The organism is Marinobacter sp. SS5-14b (assembly GCF_030541005.1).
In the GTDB taxonomy this organism is placed as follows: Bacteria; Pseudomonadota; Gammaproteobacteria; order Pseudomonadales; family Oleiphilaceae; genus Marinobacter.
Map to the genome: position 1 here is coordinate 350,315 of NZ_JASSVM010000002.1, position 18,700 is coordinate 369,014.

The following is an 18,700-nucleotide window of genomic DNA, read 5'->3' on the forward strand; positions in this document are numbered from 1 at the left end:
AAAGGCCGGTTGAACCGGCCTTTTCTCGCTAAGCGTCAGCCTTACTTCTGGCTGGCACGCTCCAGCATACGCTTGGCGCGCTCGTTCGCTTCGTCAGCGGACTTCTGAGCAGCGCGGGCGGCAGCCAGCGCTTCCTCAGCAGTTTGCTGAGCAGTGCGAGCAGAGCTGGCAGCGCTGTTAGCTGTGTTCAGAGCGTTGTTAGCGGTTTGCTCGGCGGAGCTTGCAGTTGCATTTGCTTCGTCGATAGCAGCTTGTTCAGTTGTGGCACAACCTGCAGTCAGAGCAGTGGCCAGTGCAAACCCAGCGATCGTCAGTTTACGCATTGTAAATCCCCTTATTGGTCGTGTTATTTCCTGTGATCCGGAAGTCATTCGGACGACTTCCTGTCAATCAAGCCCAGCAGGCATTGACTACCGGAGTCGTTAAACAGTGTAAAACACTCTGAGACAGAATGTTAACTGAGTATAGGTGATTTTTCTTAGCTTATGACAACAACGTAATGCGTTGTCCAGCAAAGGTTTGCAGAATAAAGGGGGCGTCAGGGCACAATTCGGATCGGCGTGCCGTCGTCAACAAGTGTCCATATTTCATCCATTTCTTCATTGGTGACGGCAATGCAGCCATCTGTCCAGTCCAGCCCGGTAAATGCAAAGGCAAGATCCCCGGCGTTGTTGGGAAGGCCGTGAATCATAATGCTGCCACCGGGGTCCAGGCCCCAGGCTTCAGCCAGCTCTTTGTCTTCCGGGCTGGGGTAAGAAATGTGCATGGACTTGTAGAAGTCGCTGTTGGAGTTGCGCCAGTCCAGAAGGTAGCTGCCCTCGGGTGTGCGCTCGTCGCCCTCGTACAGCTTGTGTCCCACCGGGTTCTCGCCAAGCGATATGCGGTAGCTGCGTACCTTCTCATCCCCGTTGAGCAGATATAACCTGCGCTCCCCCTTCTTTACCAGCACCTCGGTTATGGCAAATTGCGGGTCGGCGGTGGGTGCCGGATCAGGGATCACCATGCGGGTATCTGCCCGCGCCAGGAACTCAGAGCCCTGAGCCAAGGTTGTCAGGGAGAAGATCAGGGTTGTCAGAATTATTCGAAAAATCATAGCGCCAGCACTGTTGGGATAATGGTTAAACTTTGTTCACAGTGTTTATAACATAGCCGGCGGGGGCTTTGATAAGGGGTTTTGTTACTTTTCTTGGCTTTCGTTATCCCGGGTTGGATGTCGGTCACGAATCCATCTTCAGGCCGACCTTGGTGACACGGTCTGCCTCGGTGGCTCTCGCTACCAGCGTTACAGGGCCAAGGGTGACCTTGTCGCCAACCACCGGATGGCCTTTGGTGCGCCGGGCGAAGCATTCGGCGAGGGAAAGCTCCGGTGGCAACTCATCAAACTCGATGCCGTAAACCTGTTCCACATCACCCAGCATGGCGTCCCCATTCAGTACGAAATCACCGAAGAAGGCTCGTTCCGCAAGATGTTTGGGGGCTTGTCTGCCGCTCAGAGCTTTGCCCAGCTCAGTAACCACGCCAGGGATGGCAAACATGGCGACAACATCACCGGAGCAGACCTCCAGATCCTTGGTAGGCTGAAGGCATTTCCGGTCCCGGAATACGCCGGCGACGGCGGTGTTTTCCGGTAGCCGCAAGGTGCCGAGCTTTCTTGGCGACTGCCAGTTCTTTCCGCGCAGCGGGAACAGCATCAGCTCATGGTCACCGGCCGCCGGGGCATCCAGCGGAAGCCGTCGGAACGGGTCTTCCCCGGCGGGGACTTCGAGTTGCAACCTTCTGGCCAGGGGCGCCATGGTGGTGCCCTGCACAATCAGTGATACCAGCACGATAAAAAAGGCCGCGTGGAAGACCAGCTGGGCATCGGGCAGCCCGGCAATGACCGGGAACAGCGCCAGTACAATCGGCACCGCACCCCGCAGACCGACCCAGCTGATAAAGCCCAGTTCCCGCCGGTTGAAGCCAAAGGGCCAGAGTGTCAGTGCCACGGTCAATGGACGGATAACAAAAATCAGTGCGAACGCCAGAATCAGCCCGCCGCCGGCCAGTGGTATCAGGTCTGACGGATTCACCAGCAGCCCCAGAATCAAGAACAGGCACAGTTGGGCGAGCCAGGCCAGGCCGTCGTGTACCTGCAAAATCATCGGCATCATTCGGACCTGCCGGTTGCCGACGACAACACCACTGAGATAGATCGCCAGGAAACCACTGCCGCCGATGGCGTTGGTCGCAGAAAATACAGCGATGCCCGCCGCCGCCACCAAAAGCGGGTACAGAGCGGGCGTGAGGTGGATTCGGTTCGCCAGTGACACGATCACGAAGCCGCCCAGCAAGCCGGCCGCCCCGCCTATGCCGAACTGCTTTACCAGCATTACCAAACCCGAGACGAAGGCGCCGTCCTGATGCTCGCTGATCAACGTCACCAACATCAGGGTAAGGAAAATGGCCATCGGGTCGTTACTGCCGGACTCGATTTCCAGTGTGGCGCTGACCCGTTCGTTCAGGTGCAGGCCACGGCCCTGCAACAGAGAAAACACGGCTGCAGCATCGGTGGATGAGATGATGGCGCCGATCAACAGTGCGATTAACCAGTGCAGGTCGAACACCCACCAGGCCACCACGGCAGCACCACAGGCGGTCATGGCGACTCCCAGGGTTGCCAGCACCATGGCTGGCCGGAGTCCTACGCGGAAGGTTTCCACCCGGGTGCGCATGCCGCCATCGAGCAGAATGACGCCCAGCGCCAGATTGGCAATCAGAAAAGCCAGCTCGACATTGTCAAACTCAATGCCACCAGGGCCGTCCTCGCCCATCAGCATGCCGACCACCAGAAAAATCAGCAGTACCGGCATGCCCACCCGGCTGGAAAGCGGGCTGAGAACGATGCTGAAAACCAGCATCAGGGCGCCAATGAGGGTGAACGTGGGATCCATCAGACTCCAGACCAGAGGGCTTGCCCGAGCGTGGCCCCGGGCTTATATTGCGTGAACAGCCATTATGCAGGCGGGCGTAGCTCAATGGTAGAGCCTCTGCTTCCCAAGCAGATGACGTGGGTTCGATTCCCATCGCCCGCTCCAGTCCTGACGATTGACCTCAGTGCAGCTTCAAACGCGGATGCATCGCCCGGCTGATTTTATCCATCAGCCAGATGACGCCGGTGCGGAGAAACCCGTGCAAGGCCACCTGGTGCATCCGATACAGGGAGACATAGAACAGCCGCGCCACCTTGCCTTCGATGTACATGCTGCGACCGGACAGATTGCCCATCAGGTTGCCTACCGTGGTGTAGCGGCTGAAGTTGATCAGCGAGCCGTGATCGTTGTACACGAAAGGCACGGCGTCTTTGCCTTCCAGGCGATTGCAGAGTGTTTTGAACAAGGCGTCTGCCTGCTGGTGGGCGGCCTGTGCCCGGGGTGGCACGGGCCGGTCAGAATCCGGTTGCGGGCAGGCGGCGCAGTCGCCAAAGGCGAAGATGTCGGCATCATTGGTGGTTTGTAAGGTTTGCTCGACCACCAGTTGATTGCTGCGGTTGGCTTCCAGGCCTTCGAGCCCGGCAAGAAATGCTGGCGCCTTGATGCCGGCCGCCCATATGGTCATCTCGGAGGGCAGCTCGGTGCCGTCCTGCATAACCAGGCTGTCCTGGCGCACTTCATTAACCGGCTGCCCGGTCAGCACCGTCACTTTCTGTTTTTCCAGCTCTCGGGTTGCCGCCGCTGAGAGTCGCCCCGGCAGCGCGGGCAGAATCCGGTCGGCGGCCTCAATCACGCTGATCGATACATCCGAGGATTGCAGGTGGTTCATGCCGTAAACCGGCAATTCGCGGGACGCCAGCCGAAGCTCCGCCGCAAGCTCCACGCCGGTGGCACCGGCACCGATAATGCTGATGTTCAGCGCGTGGGGTTTACCCTGCAGGGCCTCGTGATTTTTTCGCAGAAAGGCGTTCAGCATCAGGTTATGAAAGCGCCGGGCCTGGCGCAGGCTGTCGAGGAACAGACAGTGGTCCTGGGCGCCGGGCGTGCCGAAATCGTTGGCGGTGCTGCCCACAGCAATCACCAGGGTGTCGTACTGGATACGACGCTCGGGAACCACCTCGTTGCCCTCCTCGTCGTGGAAGGCTGCAATCACAATGTCTTTGGCGGTGCGGTCGAGACCGGTCATCCGGCCGAGCTGGAATTCGTAGTGGTGCTTGCGGGCGTGAGCCCGATAATTGATTTCGTTGGCGCTGGCATCCAGAGAGCCAGAGGCCACTTCGTGTAGCAGGGGTTTCCAGACATGGGTCAGGCCGGCATCCACCAGCGAAATTCTGGCCCGTTTCTTCTTGCCAAGCTTGTTGCCCAGGCTGGTGACCAGTTCGAGTCCCCCGGCGCCACCGCCGACAACCACAATGTGATGAAGGTTATCCATAAACGTCCGACCCTTAAGTGATGAGAGCCAAACGCTCTCGGGGAAAACGCTTGGCTGTCGCCACTGGCTTGAAGACGGTATCCATCTTTGCTTGGTTAGGGAGCTATCTTCGCCCTTTATACTAACGTCGTAGTCAGGGAGAGACAATCGCCGACCGTTTGTCCCACAGTATGGCCTTAACAAGGCGGCAGCGATACTGGACACGATGTGGCTGCCACTGCTAAAACCTTGTAATCCACCGATCAACAAGCCGACAGGAGATCCGATTGTGAAGCTGCAAGTTCGAGGCGTTGAGGAAGGCCAGCCTGTTCCGGAGAAATTCGCCTTTGGCGTGTTTAACGAACAGGACCACATGAACTTTGGTCCTAACCGTAATCCGGAACTGGTTTGGGAAGACGCGCCCGGAGCGACCAAAAGCTTTGTCGTGATGATGTTCGATCCGGATGTGCCCAGCGTTGCGGATGACGTGAATCAGGAAGGCAAGACGGTTGCTGCCGAGTTGCCCCGGGTAGACTTCTTCCACTGGCTACTGGTGGATATCCCGGCCAGTGTCAGCCGGATTCCGGAAGGTGAAGACAGTGATGGGGTCAGCCCCAAGGGCAAGAACCACGGGCCGGGCCCGATTGGCGTCCGGGGCGTGAACAACTACACCCAGTTTCTGGCAGGCAATCCTGACATGGCAGGTACTTACGCCGGCTACGATGGGCCTTGCCCGCCCTGGAATGATGAGATCATCCACCATTATCACTTTGAAGTGCACGCACTGGATGTGAGCAGCCTGGAGCTGGATGGCGAATTTGACGGCAATGACGTTCGTGAGGCCATGGCGGGTCACGTGCTGGCAAGTGCCCGGGTGACCGGAACTTACACCCTTAATCCGGAGCTTCGCTGACCGTTGCCCCCTTAAGCCTGAGCCGGTGAACATCGGCCCCGGCTTGCTTCATGAAACTGTCTTGTGGTTGTCACCCGGGTGTCACCGGGCCTTGCCAAGGTGTCGTCAGGAACCTGAAAACAGGCCTGATGGCACGGGAGGCACCATGCGACAGTATCGCAGCGTATTCATATCCGATGTTCACCTGGGTACCGCAGATTGCCAGGCAGACTATCTTCTGGACTTCCTGAATAACGTCCAGTGCGAAACGCTTTATCTGGTGGGCGACATCGTTGACCTGATTGCCATGCAGCGCCGGGCCCACTTTCCCGACAGCCACTGGCAAGTCATCCACAAACTGTTGGCGCTGGCCGCAACGGGTACTCGGGTGGTGTACATTCCGGGTAATCATGACGAATTCTTCCGGCGTTTCTGTGGGCAGACTTTTTCCGGTATCGAATTGCTGTACAAAGCCGTGCACACAACCGCCGATGGCCGTCAGTTTCTGGTATGCCACGGTGACCAGTTCGATCAGGTGGTGCGCTGCAGTCCCCTGATGTTGCTGGTGGGTGATCGTGCCCATGGTCTGTTGCTTCGGCTAAACCGGTGGTTCAATGCCGTGCGCCGGCTCCAGGGTAAGCCCTACTGGTCGCTGGCGGCCTGGATCAAGAGCCGGATAGGAAAAGCACGAACCTTCATCAAGCGATTTGAAATGGCTGCCCTGACCGCCGCCGAGAAAGGCCAGTATCACGGGTTTATCTGCGGCCACATCCATTCTGCGGGTTTCCTGCGTAGCGAAGACGGCCTGTATTGCAACGATGGCGACTGGGTTGAGCATTGCACAGCGCTGGTGGAGCAAGCGGATGGCCGGCTGGAACTTTTGCACTGGTCAGAATCTCCGGTCACCCTCAGCCGGGAACCCGACGCGCCCAGCCCGGAACTCTCCGGCGATACCCGGCCGGTTGTCGATACTCTGCCGGCTGCGTTTCTCGAGCAGCTAAACAGTCCGGCCCGATAACCAGCCGGGCCACTGGACAGCCGTTGTCGACAAGCTCGAAAGCGCATTGGCGGCGATGGCGACAAACGCTGTCGCGCCCTAGCGTGGATACCGGCCAGGTTAGTTTTTGACCCGGTAGGCGTCCAGAATGGCCGCCATATCCTGACCCAACTGTTCCAGTTCCATGGCTGAAAGATCACGCTCCGCCATGGAACGCAGCCCCATGATCTGCCCCTGAATCAGCCGTGCCAGCCGGCGGCAGTCGGTTTCTGGTATGAGTTCACCCTGCTTTCTTGCCGTTTCGAGCAGCTCGGTAAAGCCATCCTCAATGGCCTCCAGCACTGCCTTTGCCTGCCCATACAGTTTGGTATTGGTACTGCTGGCTTCAAGCAGCGTTTTGACAATCAGGCAGGCCCGTGCAGGCACGCACGATGGGTCAGAACAGTTCCTCGCGAGCTTCAACAGATAGGCCTGCAGGCCATCCAGCACACTGTTGTAGCCCGCCATATGTTGGGCCAGGTCTTCACCGCCCTGGTGCGCATACCGTGCCAGGGCTTCTGAATACAGCCCGTCTTTACTGCCAAATGTGGCGTAGATGCTGCCCGGGCGCATATCCAGCGCCAGCTCAATCTGCTTCATGGAGCTGCCATGGTAGCCCTTGTGCCAGAACAGACCGACCGCTCTGGCGAGGGCCGTTTCCCGGTCGTAGCTTGGGGGTCTTGGCATTGGGTTTACCTCTGAATCCCGGTTAGTAGTTGGTCAGAAACCTCATCAACCAATGTGACAAGATTATCCGACTGACAGAACGGTGCCTTCATCGCCGGATGGAACACGCTGTCCTGTCGGCTTATCCAGCCGGTCACCATGCCCGCGTTCTGTGCTCCTGCAGTATCCCAGGCGTGGGCGGCAATCATGGCGCACTGTTCAGGTGTGCTGCCGATATGCTGAACGGCGTTCTGGTAAGCCGTTTTTGCCGGTTTCCATTGCCCGAAGGCATCGATTGAAACCACGTGATCGACCAGGAGTTCCAAGCTATTCCGGGCGATCAGTGCTTGTGTGTTACGTTCCGAACCGTTGGTGAAGAACAACACCTGAAACCCTTTGTCTTTCGCCAGGGTCAGTGCTTCTTTGACATCCGGATGTGAATCCAACTTACCGAAGACCGGCAAAATACGATCGATGATGGGGTCAGCTGCAGCTTCTCGGTTAACAACCCCGTAGTTGGCCAACAACACCTGCAAAGTGCCTCGGGCCAGCTCGACGAAAGGGACATAGGTTCCGGTTGCTGAGGTGGCGAAGGCATCCCTCAGCAGCTGTGCGAAGAAAAGGTCTTTTGCGTGTTCCGGAAGGCCTTCGGCTCGCAACGCCTGGGCCAGTGCTTCCAGAGAGAAAATGGTTTCGATAACGTCGAAGACAAGGACGGGTTTCTGAATCCGAGGCATCACTGAATTCATGAGGGTTCCTTTCTTACCGGTCTGTGTTGAGCGAGTGCTACTGTTTATCGTTGCCGAATCTACCAAATTTCGGTTATTTTGTAGCGAATGTTCAAAAATAATAATTCAGGAACGCTGTAACATCCAGCGTGTGATCGTGTCTTTGCTATAACAGCGTATGGTCTATACACCACAGACAGGCATGGATATGAATCGCAGCAAGCTATTACTTCTTCTGATTATTGGCGCCATCGTAGGGATCTTCCTGGGTTTCGACGGGCATAAACTGCTTACCCTGGAAAATCTGCAGTCCCATCAGAGTGCAATCGAACAGTGGATTGACCGCAACCTGTTGCTGGCAGTAACGGGCTATGCATTGATCTATGTGGCGGTAACAGCTCTGTCCCTGCCCGGTGCTACGATCATGACCCTGGCGGGCGGCGCTTTCTTCGGAAATCTCTATGGCTTGGTTGCCGTCTCCATTGCCTCAACCATCGGTGCCTCCCTGGCCTTCCTGGTGGCCCGGTTTCTGATGCGGGACACGTTGCGCAAGCGCTACGGGGAAACCGTGGCGAAAATGGACCGGGGCATTGAAAAAGACGGGGCGTTCTACCTCGCAACTCTGCGCCTGGTGCCGGTGTTCCCGTTCTTCCTGATTAACCTGGCCATGGGCCTCACGGCCATGAAGCTGCGTACCTATGCGCTGGTGAGCTGGATTGCCATGTTGCCCGGGACCTTTGTCTATGTGAATGCGGGCACCCAACTGGGGCAGATCCAATCTACCGATGACATATTCTCGGCTAACCTGGTGCTGTCTTTCGCACTACTGGCGATGTTCCCGCTGATGGCCAAGTTTGTAGTGGGCTTAATTCGCCGGCGCAAGGTGTATGCCGGCTGGCAGAAGCCTGAGCATTTTGACTACAACCTGCTGGTCATCGGCGGCGGTTCCGCCGGATTGGTGTCGGCCTATATCGCCGCCGCCGTGAAAGCCAAGGTGGCGCTGATTGAGAAACACAAGATGGGTGGCGATTGCCTGAATACCGGCTGCGTGCCCTCCAAAGCCTTGATCCGCAGCGCCAGGGCGGCGGATACCCTGCGCCATGCCAATCGTTACGGGCTGGAGTCCGTGCCCGTGAAAGGCTCGTTCAAGAGCATCATGAACCGGGTCAGGGATGTCATCGCGAAAGTGGAGCCCCACGATTCCCCCGAGCGTTACCGCAAGCTGGGCGTGGATTGTATTGCCGGAGAAGCGAGCTTCGTGTCGCCCTGGGAGCTTGAAGTGCAGCACAACGATGGTCGTACCGAACGCCTGACCGCCCGTAGCATTATTGTTGCCACCGGAGGTAAGCCGGCGGTGCCGCCTATTCCCGGACTTCAGGATATGCATCCGCTCACATCCGATAACCTGTGGGATCTTCAGGAACAACCGGAACGTTTGCTGGTGCTGGGAGGTGGTCCTATTGGCTCCGAGCTGGCCCATGCGTTTGCCCGGCTGGGCAGTCAGGTCACCCAGGTAGAAAAAGGGGAGCGGCTGCTGGCCAAAGAGGATCCGGATGTCTCGGCATTGGTGCTCCAGCAGTTTGAAGCCGACGGAATCGATGTCCGGTTGAAACATTCTGCGGTGGAATTCCGTATAGAAGATGGAGAGAAGGTTGCCTACTGCGAGCACGAGGGTGATCAGGTGCGCATTCCTTTCGATCAGGTGCTGGTTGCGGTTGGCCGTGCCGCCAATACCGCTGGCCTGAACCTGGAGCAGATCGGTGTGGACACCTTGCCCAATGGCACCGTACCGGTGGACGAGGACATGAGCCTGCGTTATCCGAACGTGTTCGCCTGCGGTGATGTGGCCGGGCCCTATCAGTTCACCCACGCTGCGGCCCACCAGGCCTGGTACGCGGCCGTCAACGGTCTGTTCGGGCAGTTCAAGCGCTTCAAGGTGGATTACCGGGTAATGCCCTGGGTGACATTCACCTCGCCGGAAGTGGCCAGAGTTGGTTTGAGTGAGGCTGAAGCAAAGGAAAAGGGCGTGGCCTACGAGGTTACTCGTTACGGCCTGGACGACCTGGACCGGGCCATTGCCGAGAGCGAGGACCATGGCTTCATCAAGGTGCTGACTCCGCCGGGTAAGGACAGGATCCTGGGTGCCGTTGTGGTGGGCACCCACGCGGGCGAAATCCTGGCCGAGTTCACCCTGGCCATGAAGCACGGCCTGGGCCTGAACAAGATCCTGGGCACCATTCACCCGTATCCAACCTGGAACGAATCGGCGAAATACGCCGCCGGTGAATGGAGGCGGGCCCATGCGCCCGAAGGCCTGCTGAAACTGCTGGAAAAGCTCCATGGCTGGCGCCGTGGCAAAAATACCAAAGCATTGAGGAGCCGTTATGCCCCTGACCGAAACCCCACCGGCCCGCAGTAAACGCATTCCGGCCGTGGAAGTGCTGGAACCCCGGGCTTTTGACAGCTGGACCCACACCCGCAACGGTGACCCCCGGGGTTACATTGATGCAGGTAGGCTCAAAGAGCTGTGGATTCACACCGGTACCGCCTGCAACCTGGCCTGCCCCTTCTGCCTGGAAGGCTCCCACCCGGGCGACGGCCGAATTCCGGGCATGAAGCTCAGTGATGTAAAACCGTTTATCCACGAAGCCATCGACATGGGCGTGGAGCAGTTCTCCTTCACTGGCGGCGAGCCGTTCGTGATCCGTGATTTCGTGAATATCCTGGATTACGCCAGCCAGCACCGGCCTTGTTTTGTGCTGACCAACGCCACCGAGCCGCTGCATAAACGGCAACATCAAGTGTTGCCCTTACTGAACAACCCCTACCCGATTCACTTCCGGGTCAGCCTGGATTTCCCCGACCGCGCTCGGCATGACAAGGACCGCGGCGAGGGCAGCTTTGATGAGGCCCTGCAAGGTATCCGCTGGCTGATTGAACAGGGCTTTAAGGTGTCCATCGCCCGTCAGACCGATCCGGGGGAAACTCCTGCCGATGTCGAGGCGGCCTTCCGTGACATCTTCCGGGAATGGAACGTTCCGGAGAACCTGGCGTTTACCGCGTTTCCGGACCTGGGCACGCCCGGGTCGGAAGATGGCAGCCCGGAGATTACCGAGACCTGCATGGAGAAGTATCCGACTCCGGAAGCGCGCTCTCATTTCATGTGTACGTATACCCGAATGCTGGTGAAGAAGGGGGATCAGGTTCGAGTGTATGCCTGCACGCTGGTGGATGATGATCCTCAGTATGACCTCGGGGGTACGCTGGCTGAGAGCATGGATGAGCGCATCATGTTGCGGCATCACAGGTGTTTTTCCTGTTACCGCTTTGGGGCCAGTTGTTCGGCGCCTGCCTGAGGCTTGGTCCTGGATTCTTCAGGACTGATAGCTGGTCATTGGCGGCCTGGGTGGTGAGGTTATTTTCCCTTGGGAAAAACAACTCGCTTCGCTCAGACATCTTTTTCCTGGCGGGAAAATAACCTCACCACCCAGACCGCGGATGTGGCTTTGCTATTCGTAACTGATGGTTAAGGAAAAGAAAGAGCACCGGAGCTTCACTTCTTGGCAGTTACTCCTTTGTCGGGGCAGGCACGATTGAAGTTGAACGAGGCGCTGGCAGGCAGGGGTTCAAAAAATGTGGAGCGCCATGGACGGCGCGACCAAGCCCCCCATGGATGGGTTAACGGGCGTTTTTTTGAACCCCTGCCTGCCAGTGCCGAAACCGCCCAAACCAGAAATCCCGGGGGAGATCCCGGAACATAAAATAAGGTACGAGAACATGAACTTCACAGAAGCCTACCTGTTCTGGGGATTTCTGCTGGTGTACGGCGTGGTGATGTACCTGCTGTCGCCGAAGAGCAAGAACGCCAATTCGTTCTATAAAGGCGCTGATGACCAGGGCAACCCGGTAGGGCAGTGGTCGCTGACGGCGAGTATTTTTATCAGTTGGATCTTTGCCAAGTCGGTGACCAATGCGGCGAACCTGGGTGCGGCTTATGGTGTGGTGGGCGGTCTGGCTTATGCCAGCTACTGGCTGTCGATTCCGGTGGCGGGGTATGTGATTTACCTGATCCGGACGCAGACCGGGGCGCGGAGTTTGCAGGATTTTCTGACTTCCCGGTTTGGTCGGCTGGCGAGCCTGGCGTTTGCGGCGGCGATTCTGATCCGGCTTTATAACGAGGTGTGGAGCAACACTGCGGTTGTGGGCGGTTATTTCGGGCTGCCCGGTGAGTGGGAGTATTACGCGGCGGCGATGCTGTTTACCGTGTTTACCCTAGCCTACAGCCTGAAAGGGGGGCTGCGTTCGTCGATCTTTACCGATGTCATTCAGGCTTTTGTGTTTGTGTTCTTTGTGGGGGCGGTGTTGTTCTTGATCATTCCGGCCAACGACACCAGCGCCCTGCTGACCAACGGCGAGTTCCGGCTTAGTGCCGGCTTTGATCTCTTGCTGGTGGCTTTGCTGCAGATGTTCAGCTATCCGTTCCACGATCCGGTGCTGACCGACCGGGGCTTTGTGAACAGGGAAAAGACCATGCTCAAGAGCTTCGTGGTCGCCGGTTTACTGGGCTTTGTCGCGGTGTTTATTTTCAGTCTGGTGGGGGTGCATGCTCGCCTGAATGGCATTGAAGCCATGGGCAATGCACCGGCAGCCGTCGGGCAATCGCTTGGGCTGGCGGCACTGTTCTTTATGAGTGTGATCATGATGACCTCGGCCGGCTCAACACTGGATTCCACCTTTAGTTCGTTGGCGAAATCCCTGGCGGTGGATTTGCCGCGGCTGGCTAAACGGGCAAAGGACCGGTTGCCGAGTGTGCGGGTGGGTGCCGTGATCATGATTATCTTTGCCTTTCTCGGCAATTTGCCGATGTTTGCCGGCACTGACATTCTCAAGGCCACCACCATCTCAGGCACCATGGTAATGGGCCTGGCACCGGTGTTCCTGTTCTACGGTTTCACCCGTTGGTCACCCTGGAGTTTTCATCTGAGTTTCTGGACTGGCCTGGGGCTGGGGGTTCTGCTGGCGGTGGGTCTGATTCCCCCGGGCTGGGCCATTGGTGATGGCCAATATGCCATGCTCCTTGGCGTTAATGCCTATGGCTTTCTGGTCTGCACGGCTGGATTTTTCTTACCCTTGGTTGTGCGCATGCTTGCGGGCCGTTCACTGACCGCCGGTGACGCACAAGGATAAAGCAATGAGTGAAAAAGGCCGCAGTTGTCCACTGGCGTATCGCTATCAGCCGGAACGTTTGTGTGATGACGGTATGGTGGTGGCGGAAGATGTGATTTTTGTGGTCGGTGGCCTCTATGGCAACCCCTATGCTCTGGATGAAATCGAACAGATGGCGCTTGCCGAAGAGAAGCGTGGACATCGGGTAAAGCTGGTCTTCAACGGGGATTTCAATTGGTTCAATGCCAGTGATGCGCTGTTCAGGCAAATCAATAACCGGGTGCTGGATCATTCAGCCAGTCTTGGAAACGTGGAATACGAGCTGGCCAACCCGAGCCCGGGGGCCGGGTGTGGTTGTGCTTACCCGGATTCTGTTGATCAGGGCGTGGTGGAGCGCTCCAATCTCATCATGGAGCAGCTGCAAGGGTTTGCCGGGAGGCACCCGGATATCCAAAAGCGCCTGTCTGTGTTGCCACGCTATCGATGCCTGATATTTGGAGGCCTAAAGGTTTTGGTGGTGCATGGGGATCCAGAGTCCCTGGCAGGCTGGGGATTGGCGCACGAGTCTTTTGCTGCTGGAAACGAGAAAAGGCTGTCGGAATGGTTTCTGGCGTCCGGTGCCGATGTGATTGCATCGACCCATACCTGCGTGCCCTTACTCTGGTCGGGCGAGGTTAGTGGCCGCAGTCGAGTGGTGGTCAACAATGGCTCTGCGGGCATGGGTAATCTGGTGTCGGACCCACGCGGACTGATTACCCGGATCGGTTTTTCAAGCCACTTTGCCGAGCCCGCGGCTGGGATCGAACGCGGCGGGCTGCATGTTTCGTTAATGCCAGTCGCCTACTCTGTCCAACGTTGGCGGCAAGAGTTCGATCAACTCTGGCCGGCCGGCTCGGCTGCGGCGGTTTCTTACCGTAACCGGATTTTCAAGGGTGGTTCCGTTCGCCCGGAGGACATCATTTTCCCTTCGCCTGTTTAATCACTTTGTCACTGGCAGATGGTGCAATTCGGTCTATTCTGAAAAACAGGAGCGGGTGCCTTTTACGGCCAGCCCGGGTGCCTGACTTGAAATATATTTCGTGGTCTATATAATTTACCTCTAACTTTTTGACGCGAATTGATAACGATATGACCTCAGAAGGATCGAATACCACCGCCATCGCCTTGCGGAAACCCACCAAGGATGATGGCTACAGGCTCCACCAGCTGGTTGCGGAATGCCCGCCGCTGGACCCCAACTCGATTTACTGCAACCTGTTGCAGTGCAGCCACTTTGCCGAGACCGGCGTGGCGGCGGAGAAGGACGGCGATCTGGTCGGCTTTATCTCCGGATACATCCCTCCCCAACAGCCCGAGACCGTGTTTGTCTGGCAGGTGGCGGTTCACGAGAAAGGTCGTGGCCAAGGCCTCGCCAAGCGGATGCTTAAGGAGATCGTAGGCCGGGACGCGTGCAAGAAGGTCACGCACCTGGAAACCACGATTACCGAAGACAACGAGGCCTCCTGGGCGCTGTTCCGCTCATTTGCCCGTGATCTGGGAGCCGAGCTCACCTATCACGAGCACTTCGAGAAAGAGACTCACTTTGGCGGCAAGCACGACCCCGAGTTCCTGCTGCGCATCGGACCTTTCACGAAGCCTGTCTGAGAGCCCTGATTCACGAAGAGTGAATTGCTGATTGCGAATCTGAACAGCCGGCAGGCCACCCGAGGTGGGCCTGTCAGATGGCTGACATCAACGCACGGCGGGCCTGTTGCGACCGACACGTTTTACCAGCAGGCCACCGCGCATTTACCTCGAACCTGACATGCTAAGAGGCAAGACAATGGAAATTTTTAAGTCTACTGAATCCGAAGTTCGTGTTTATTCCCGTGCTTTTCCGGTGATTTTCAACCGTGCCAAGAACGCGCACCTGTACACCGAAGACGGCAAGCAATACCTGGACTTTCTGGCCGGCGCCGGTTCCCTGAACTACGGCCACAACAACGACATCCTGAAGAAAGCGCTGCTTGAATACATCGAGGCAGACGGCGTGAGCCAGGGCCTGGACCTGTTCACCACCGCCAAGCACGACTTCATGGAATCGTACAAGAAGTACATCCTTGATCCTCGTGGCCTGGACTACAAGATGCAGTTCACCGGTCCCACCGGTACCAACTGTGTGGAAGCGGCCATGAAACTGGCCCGTAAGGTAAAAGGCCGTACCAACATCATTTCCTTCACCAACGGTTTCCACGGCGTAACCGCCGGTGCCGTTGCCGCCACCGGTAACGAGCATCACCGAGGTGGTGTGGGCGTACCTCTTGGCCATGTGGACTTCATGTTCTACGACGGCTACCTGGGTGAAGATGTCGATACCCTGACCATCATGGACAAGGTGCTGTCTGACAGCTCCTCCGGTGTTGAGCTGCCGGCGGCCGTGATCGTTGAGGCGGTTCAGGGCGAAGGCGGTCTGAACGCAGCCCGTGCCGAATGGCTGAAAGGTTTGTCCGAGCTGTGCAAGAAGCACGACATCCTGCTGATTGTGGATGATATCCAGGCGGGCAACGGCCGCACCGGTGAGTTCTTCAGCTTTGAGTTTGCGGGCATCAAGCCGGACATCGTGACCGTCTCCAAGTCTCTGAGTGGCTATGGCCTGCCGATGGCGCTGGTATTGTTCAAGCCGGAACTGGATGTCTGGACCTCCGGTGAGCACAACGGCACCTTCCGCGGTAACAACATGGCCTTTGTGACGGCGCGGGCGGCTGTGGAAACCTACTGGAAAGACGATGCCTTCGCCAACGAAGTGAAAGCCAAAACCAAGGTGCTCGGCGACGCCCTGCAGGCCATCTGCGACAAGTATCCGGGTGAGTTCAAGATGAAAGGCCGTGGCCTGATGCGCGGTATCGAAGCCAGGCATGCCGACGTGACCGGTCCGATTACCAAGCGTGCCTTCGAGAAAGGCCTGATCATCGAGACCAGTGGCCCGAACGATGAAGTCATCAAGTGCCTGATGCCGCTGACCACCAGCGAAGACGACCTGCGCCTGGGTGCCAGTCTGTTGGCTGAATGTGTCGATGAAATCATGCAGGAAGGTTTGAACGAGGCGTCTTGAGGCGCCCGTTTTTTTACCCATTCATTCTGCAGATGACGAAGGCAAGACTATGACTACGGCACAGCATACCGTCGAGAAGATCGGCGGTACTTCCATGAGCAATTACGAGGCCGTGCGTGACAATATCATTATTGGCAAGCGCAAGAAGAGCGACCTCTACCAGCGGATTTTCGTGGTGTCGGCCTATGCCGGCGTAACCAACGAACTGCTGGAACACAAAAAAACCGGTGAGCCGGGCGTCTATGCCCTGTTTGCCGATGCGGAATCCGACTGGGCCTGGGGCGATGACCTCACCAAGTTGATCAAGTTCCTCACCGACATCAATGGCGAGCTGTTCGAAGATCCCATGCTCAAGCAGCAAGCGGATCAGTTCATCACCGACCGGATTGAGGGCGTTCGGGGCTGCCTGATCGACCTGCAGCGTCTTTGTTCCTACGGCCAGTTCCAGCTGGAAGAGCACTTACTGACCGTGCGCGAGATGCTGGCAGGGATTGGTGAGGCGCACAGTGCGTTTAATACCGCCTTGAAGTTACAGCAGGAAGGCATCAATGCCAGGTTTGTTGATCTAACCGGCTGGCGTGACAGTGAACTGCTGCCGTTGGACGAAAAGCTCAAGCAGGCGTTCGACAGCGTCGATCTGACCCGCGAGCTGCCCATCGTGACAGGCTATGCCCAGTGCAAAGAAGGGCTGATGCGTACCTTCGATCGTGGCTACAGCGAGATGACTTTCAGCCGGGTGGCAGTGATGACCAATGCCCGTGAAGCCATCATTCACAAGGAATATCACCTGAGTTCCGCTGACCCCAATATCGTCGGCCAGGACAAGGTGGTACCTCTCGGGCGCACCAATTACGACGTGGCCGACCAGCTGGCGAACCTGGGTATGGAGGCGATCCACCCCCGGGCCGGCAAGGGTCTGCGCCAGAATGAAATTCCGTTGCGGGTGATGAACACTTTCGAGCCGGAACACACCGGTACACTGATCACCGGAGATTACGTCTGCGAAAAGCCGCAGGTGGAAATCGTGGCGGGTGCCAAGGGCGTGTTTGCCATCGAAGTCTTTGATCAGGACATGCAGGGTGAACCGGGCTCCGACCGCAAAATTCTGGACGTGCTGACCCGCTTCAAAGTGCGTTTCATGTCCAAAGACACCAATGCCAATACCATCACCCACTACGTGGACACCACGCTCAAGCATGTGAAGCGTGTGGTCAAGGCGCTGGAAGAAGAGTTCCCCAACGCCGAGATCAGTACCCGTAAAGTGGCGCTGGTGTCGGCCTGCGGCAGCGACATGAAAGTGCCTGGCATTCTGGCCCGCTCGGTGAAATCACTGGCAGATCAGGAAATCAGCGTGCTGGCGGTGCACCAGTGCATGCGTCAGGTAGACATCCAGTTCGTGGTGGATGAGGACAACTACGAGAAGGCCATTGTGGCGTTGCACGCCGCGTTGATTGAACCCCATAACCACGAATATGCGATTGTGGCGGCGTCTACTACCGTCTGAAGAATTACCCGCAGGCCGAACCGGTCGCTTGGCTTGCGGGTAATGGAGGTTGTCTTGCCTCCTGATCGGGCGCCCGGTCGGCCGTTTCATCCCGAGTGAGAACACTGATCCGGGATGAGTAAGATGGCCGGGCGTGGCCGATCCCTTTTCCGGCCTCCCCACCCTTCCCTTGCCTGCTGTACGTGCTGCAATCCGAGCCGATTGTTCACTCGTATCTCTGAAAAAGTAACCACAGGTACTATGACCCATGCAGACAAGCGAGCGGTCAGGACCATCTCCGGTTTCTCCTGTCGTTGGCGAAAGGGACTCCCTCGTCGGGTTGTATTTCAGGGATGCGTCCCGGCATCAACTTCTCAGTGAGCGCGACGAGCGTCGCCTCGCCCGTCAATTGATCCGCAGTCTCAGAATCATCAGCCAGGAACTTGGCCTGCCCGATGACACCCCGCAGACGTTGCGTGAGGTGGTTGGCAGCCTCGGAGATGCCTGTGCTTTCTCCACCCGCTGTCGCCGGGCCTATCACCTGGCAATGGCCTGTCGTCGTAAGTTGATTCAGTGCAATCTCCGGCTGGCGGTGCATATTGCCCGGCGTTATGGCCACCAGGGCATGTCAATGAATGATCTGATTCAGGATGCCAACGTTGGCCTGATCAAGGCGGCGGAGCGGTACGACCCCGGCAAGGGCTTCCGTTTTTCTACCTATGCCTATTGGTGGATCAGTGAAGAAGTCCGGCGTTGCCTTCAGCGCGGCACGCGGGTTGTGCATACGCCGGAGAACGTCATCGATGAGATCCGACAGTTGCAGAAGGCCTCCATGCGCCTGAACCAGTCGCTCGGTCGGGCGCCCTCCCAGTCTGAGCTGGCTGAGGCGATGGAAGCCTCACCGTCCCGAATTGGTGAACTTCGGGCGCTGGCAGCCAGGGAGATCTCTACCGATGTGCCGTTGGTGGAAGACGGATCAATCACGTTGGGCGACAACCTGGATGGCGGTGTTGCCACAACACCGGAGTACCCGTTGCGACAGCGGGACAGGGTCATCACCTTACGCAGCCTGATGGACGAGCTGGGTGATCGGGAGCGGGAGATTCTGGCGCGTCGATATGGCCTGAATCTGGCCGAGCCAGAGACGCTCCAGACCATTTCAGATCAGCTGGGAATCAGCCGCGAGCGCGTGCGCCAGATTGAAAAAGCGGCATTGAAAAAGCTGCGGCAACTGGCTGCGGATCAAAGCGGTGCCTGA

General features: G+C 57.7%; 16 protein-coding genes and 1 tRNA gene. 11 read left to right on the forward strand and 6 right to left on the reverse strand.

What is annotated here, in order from left to right:
• Positions 1 to 41: 41 nt before the first annotated feature.
• The 3 genes from QPL95_RS05585 to QPL95_RS05595 all read right to left on the reverse strand — a co-directional run bounded on the left by QPL95_RS05585 (position 42) and on the right by QPL95_RS05595 (position 2,930).
• On the reverse strand, positions 42 to 323 hold the full coding sequence (locus QPL95_RS05585) for an Lpp/OprI family alanine-zipper lipoprotein (protein WP_303290015.1): 282 nt from the start codon (positions 321 to 323) through the stop codon (positions 42 to 44).
• A gap of 215 nt (positions 324 to 538) precedes the next feature.
• Entirely contained in the window at positions 539 to 1,093 is a 555-nt protein-coding gene (locus tag QPL95_RS05590) for a murein L,D-transpeptidase family protein (RefSeq protein WP_303290016.1), read from the reverse strand.
• A gap of 124 nt (positions 1,094 to 1,217) precedes the next feature.
• Complete coding sequence (locus tag QPL95_RS05595) at positions 1,218 to 2,930, reverse strand: potassium/proton antiporter (protein WP_303290017.1); 1,713 nt, start codon at positions 2,928 to 2,930, stop codon at positions 1,218 to 1,220.
• A gap of 70 nt (positions 2,931 to 3,000) precedes the next feature.
• Between QPL95_RS05595 and QPL95_RS05600 the strand changes: the two genes are divergently transcribed.
• Positions 3,001 to 3,074: transfer RNA gene (locus tag QPL95_RS05600), tRNA-Gly, on the forward strand.
• 16 nt (positions 3,075 to 3,090) lie between these two features.
• On the opposite strand, the gene QPL95_RS05605 is transcribed toward QPL95_RS05600, so the two are convergent.
• Positions 3,091 to 4,401 carry an NAD(P)/FAD-dependent oxidoreductase gene (locus QPL95_RS05605; protein WP_303290018.1) on the reverse strand — a complete coding sequence of 437 codons (1,311 nt, stop codon included), beginning with the start codon at positions 4,399 to 4,401 and terminating at the stop codon, positions 3,091 to 3,093.
• A 268-nt stretch (positions 4,402 to 4,669) separates the two neighbouring features.
• Here QPL95_RS05605 and QPL95_RS05610 point away from each other — a divergent pair, with 268 nt between their 5' ends.
• Entirely contained in the window at positions 4,670 to 5,293 is a 624-nt protein-coding gene (locus QPL95_RS05610) for a YbhB/YbcL family Raf kinase inhibitor-like protein (protein ID WP_303290019.1), read from the forward strand.
• A gap of 145 nt (positions 5,294 to 5,438) precedes the next feature.
• Positions 5,439 to 6,290, forward strand: a complete 852-nt coding sequence (locus QPL95_RS05615) for a UDP-2,3-diacylglucosamine diphosphatase (protein ID WP_303290020.1) — start codon at positions 5,439 to 5,441, stop codon at positions 6,288 to 6,290.
• 99 nt (positions 6,291 to 6,389) lie between these two features.
• Here the strand turns inward: QPL95_RS05615 and QPL95_RS05620 are convergent, their stop codons facing one another.
• Together QPL95_RS05620 and QPL95_RS05625 are read right to left on the reverse strand one after the other, a co-directional pair.
• Entirely contained in the window at positions 6,390 to 6,995 is a 606-nt protein-coding gene (locus QPL95_RS05620; protein ID WP_303290021.1) for a TetR/AcrR family transcriptional regulator, read from the reverse strand.
• 5 nt (positions 6,996 to 7,000) lie between these two features.
• A complete protein-coding gene (locus tag QPL95_RS05625; RefSeq protein ID WP_303290022.1) occupies positions 7,001 to 7,723 on the reverse strand; it encodes a haloacid dehalogenase type II in 723 nt (240 codons plus the stop codon).
• A gap of 187 nt (positions 7,724 to 7,910) precedes the next feature.
• On the opposite strand from QPL95_RS05625, the gene QPL95_RS05630 reads away from it, so the two are divergent.
• The 8 genes from QPL95_RS05630 (at position 7,911) to QPL95_RS05665 (ending at position 18,700) form a co-directional block, all read left to right on the forward strand.
• A complete protein-coding gene (locus QPL95_RS05630; protein WP_303290023.1) occupies positions 7,911 to 10,121 on the forward strand; it encodes an FAD-dependent oxidoreductase in 2,211 nt (736 codons plus the stop codon).
• Positions 10,087 to 11,058 (forward strand): radical SAM protein, encoded by a 972-nt coding sequence (locus tag QPL95_RS05635; RefSeq protein ID WP_303290024.1) that lies wholly within the window; start codon positions 10,087 to 10,089, stop codon positions 11,056 to 11,058. Before QPL95_RS05630 ends, QPL95_RS05635 begins: the two co-directional genes overlap by 35 nt.
• Positions 11,059 to 11,479: 421 nt before the next feature.
• Entirely contained in the window at positions 11,480 to 12,889 is a 1,410-nt protein-coding gene (locus QPL95_RS05640; RefSeq protein WP_303290025.1) for a sodium:solute symporter, read from the forward strand.
• Between the two features lie 4 nt (positions 12,890 to 12,893).
• Positions 12,894 to 13,847: a hypothetical protein gene (locus QPL95_RS05645; protein ID WP_303290026.1), complete on the forward strand. Its 954-nt coding sequence runs from the start codon at positions 12,894 to 12,896 to the stop codon at positions 13,845 to 13,847.
• Between the two features lie 149 nt (positions 13,848 to 13,996).
• Positions 13,997 to 14,512, forward strand: a complete 516-nt coding sequence (gene ectA, locus QPL95_RS05650) for a diaminobutyrate acetyltransferase (protein ID WP_303290027.1) — start codon at positions 13,997 to 13,999, stop codon at positions 14,510 to 14,512.
• Between the two features lie 178 nt (positions 14,513 to 14,690).
• Positions 14,691 to 15,959 (forward strand): diaminobutyrate--2-oxoglutarate transaminase, encoded by a 1,269-nt coding sequence (ectB, locus tag QPL95_RS05655; RefSeq protein ID WP_303290028.1) that lies wholly within the window; start codon positions 14,691 to 14,693, stop codon positions 15,957 to 15,959.
• Between the two features lie 49 nt (positions 15,960 to 16,008).
• Positions 16,009 to 17,463, forward strand: coding sequence for an aspartate kinase (locus tag QPL95_RS05660; RefSeq protein WP_303290029.1), 1,455 nt, complete (start codon positions 16,009 to 16,011; stop codon positions 17,461 to 17,463).
• A gap of 247 nt (positions 17,464 to 17,710) precedes the next feature.
• Positions 17,711 to 18,700, forward strand: a complete 990-nt coding sequence (locus QPL95_RS05665; protein ID WP_303290030.1) for an RNA polymerase sigma factor RpoD/SigA — start codon at positions 17,711 to 17,713, stop codon at positions 18,698 to 18,700.

Bases quoted from the DNA above. Each gene is read 5' to 3' on its own strand.
- QPL95_RS05640 (WP_303290025.1), top strand. From the start codon at position 11,480: ATGAACTTCACAGAAGCCTACCTGTTCTGGGGATTTCTGCTGGTGTAC.
- QPL95_RS05635 (WP_303290024.1), top strand. From the start codon at position 10,087: ATGCCCCTGACCGAAACCCCACCGGCCCGCAGTAAACGCATTCCGGCC.
- QPL95_RS05590 (WP_303290016.1), bottom strand. From the start codon at position 1,093: ATGATTTTTCGAATAATTCTGACAACCCTGATCTTCTCCCTGACAACC.
- ectB (WP_303290028.1), top strand. From the start codon at position 14,691: ATGGAAATTTTTAAGTCTACTGAATCCGAAGTTCGTGTTTATTCCCGT.
- QPL95_RS05620 (WP_303290021.1), bottom strand. From the start codon at position 6,995: ATGCCAAGACCCCCAAGCTACGACCGGGAAACGGCCCTCGCCAGAGCG.
- QPL95_RS05625 (WP_303290022.1), bottom strand. From the start codon at position 7,723: ATGAATTCAGTGATGCCTCGGATTCAGAAACCCGTCCTTGTCTTCGAC.
- QPL95_RS05615 (WP_303290020.1), top strand. From the start codon at position 5,439: ATGCGACAGTATCGCAGCGTATTCATATCCGATGTTCACCTGGGTACC.
- QPL95_RS05660 (WP_303290029.1), top strand. From the start codon at position 16,009: ATGACTACGGCACAGCATACCGTCGAGAAGATCGGCGGTACTTCCATG.
- QPL95_RS05665 (WP_303290030.1), top strand. From the start codon at position 17,711: ATGCAGACAAGCGAGCGGTCAGGACCATCTCCGGTTTCTCCTGTCGTT.
- QPL95_RS05605 (WP_303290018.1), bottom strand. From the start codon at position 4,401: ATGGATAACCTTCATCACATTGTGGTTGTCGGCGGTGGCGCCGGGGGA.
- ectA (WP_303290027.1), top strand. From the start codon at position 13,997: ATGACCTCAGAAGGATCGAATACCACCGCCATCGCCTTGCGGAAACCC.
- QPL95_RS05585 (WP_303290015.1), bottom strand. From the start codon at position 323: ATGCGTAAACTGACGATCGCTGGGTTTGCACTGGCCACTGCTCTGACT.
- QPL95_RS05630 (WP_303290023.1), top strand. From the start codon at position 7,911: ATGAATCGCAGCAAGCTATTACTTCTTCTGATTATTGGCGCCATCGTA.
- QPL95_RS05595 (WP_303290017.1), bottom strand. From the start codon at position 2,930: ATGGATCCCACGTTCACCCTCATTGGCGCCCTGATGCTGGTTTTCAGC.
- QPL95_RS05645 (WP_303290026.1), top strand. From the start codon at position 12,894: ATGAGTGAAAAAGGCCGCAGTTGTCCACTGGCGTATCGCTATCAGCCG.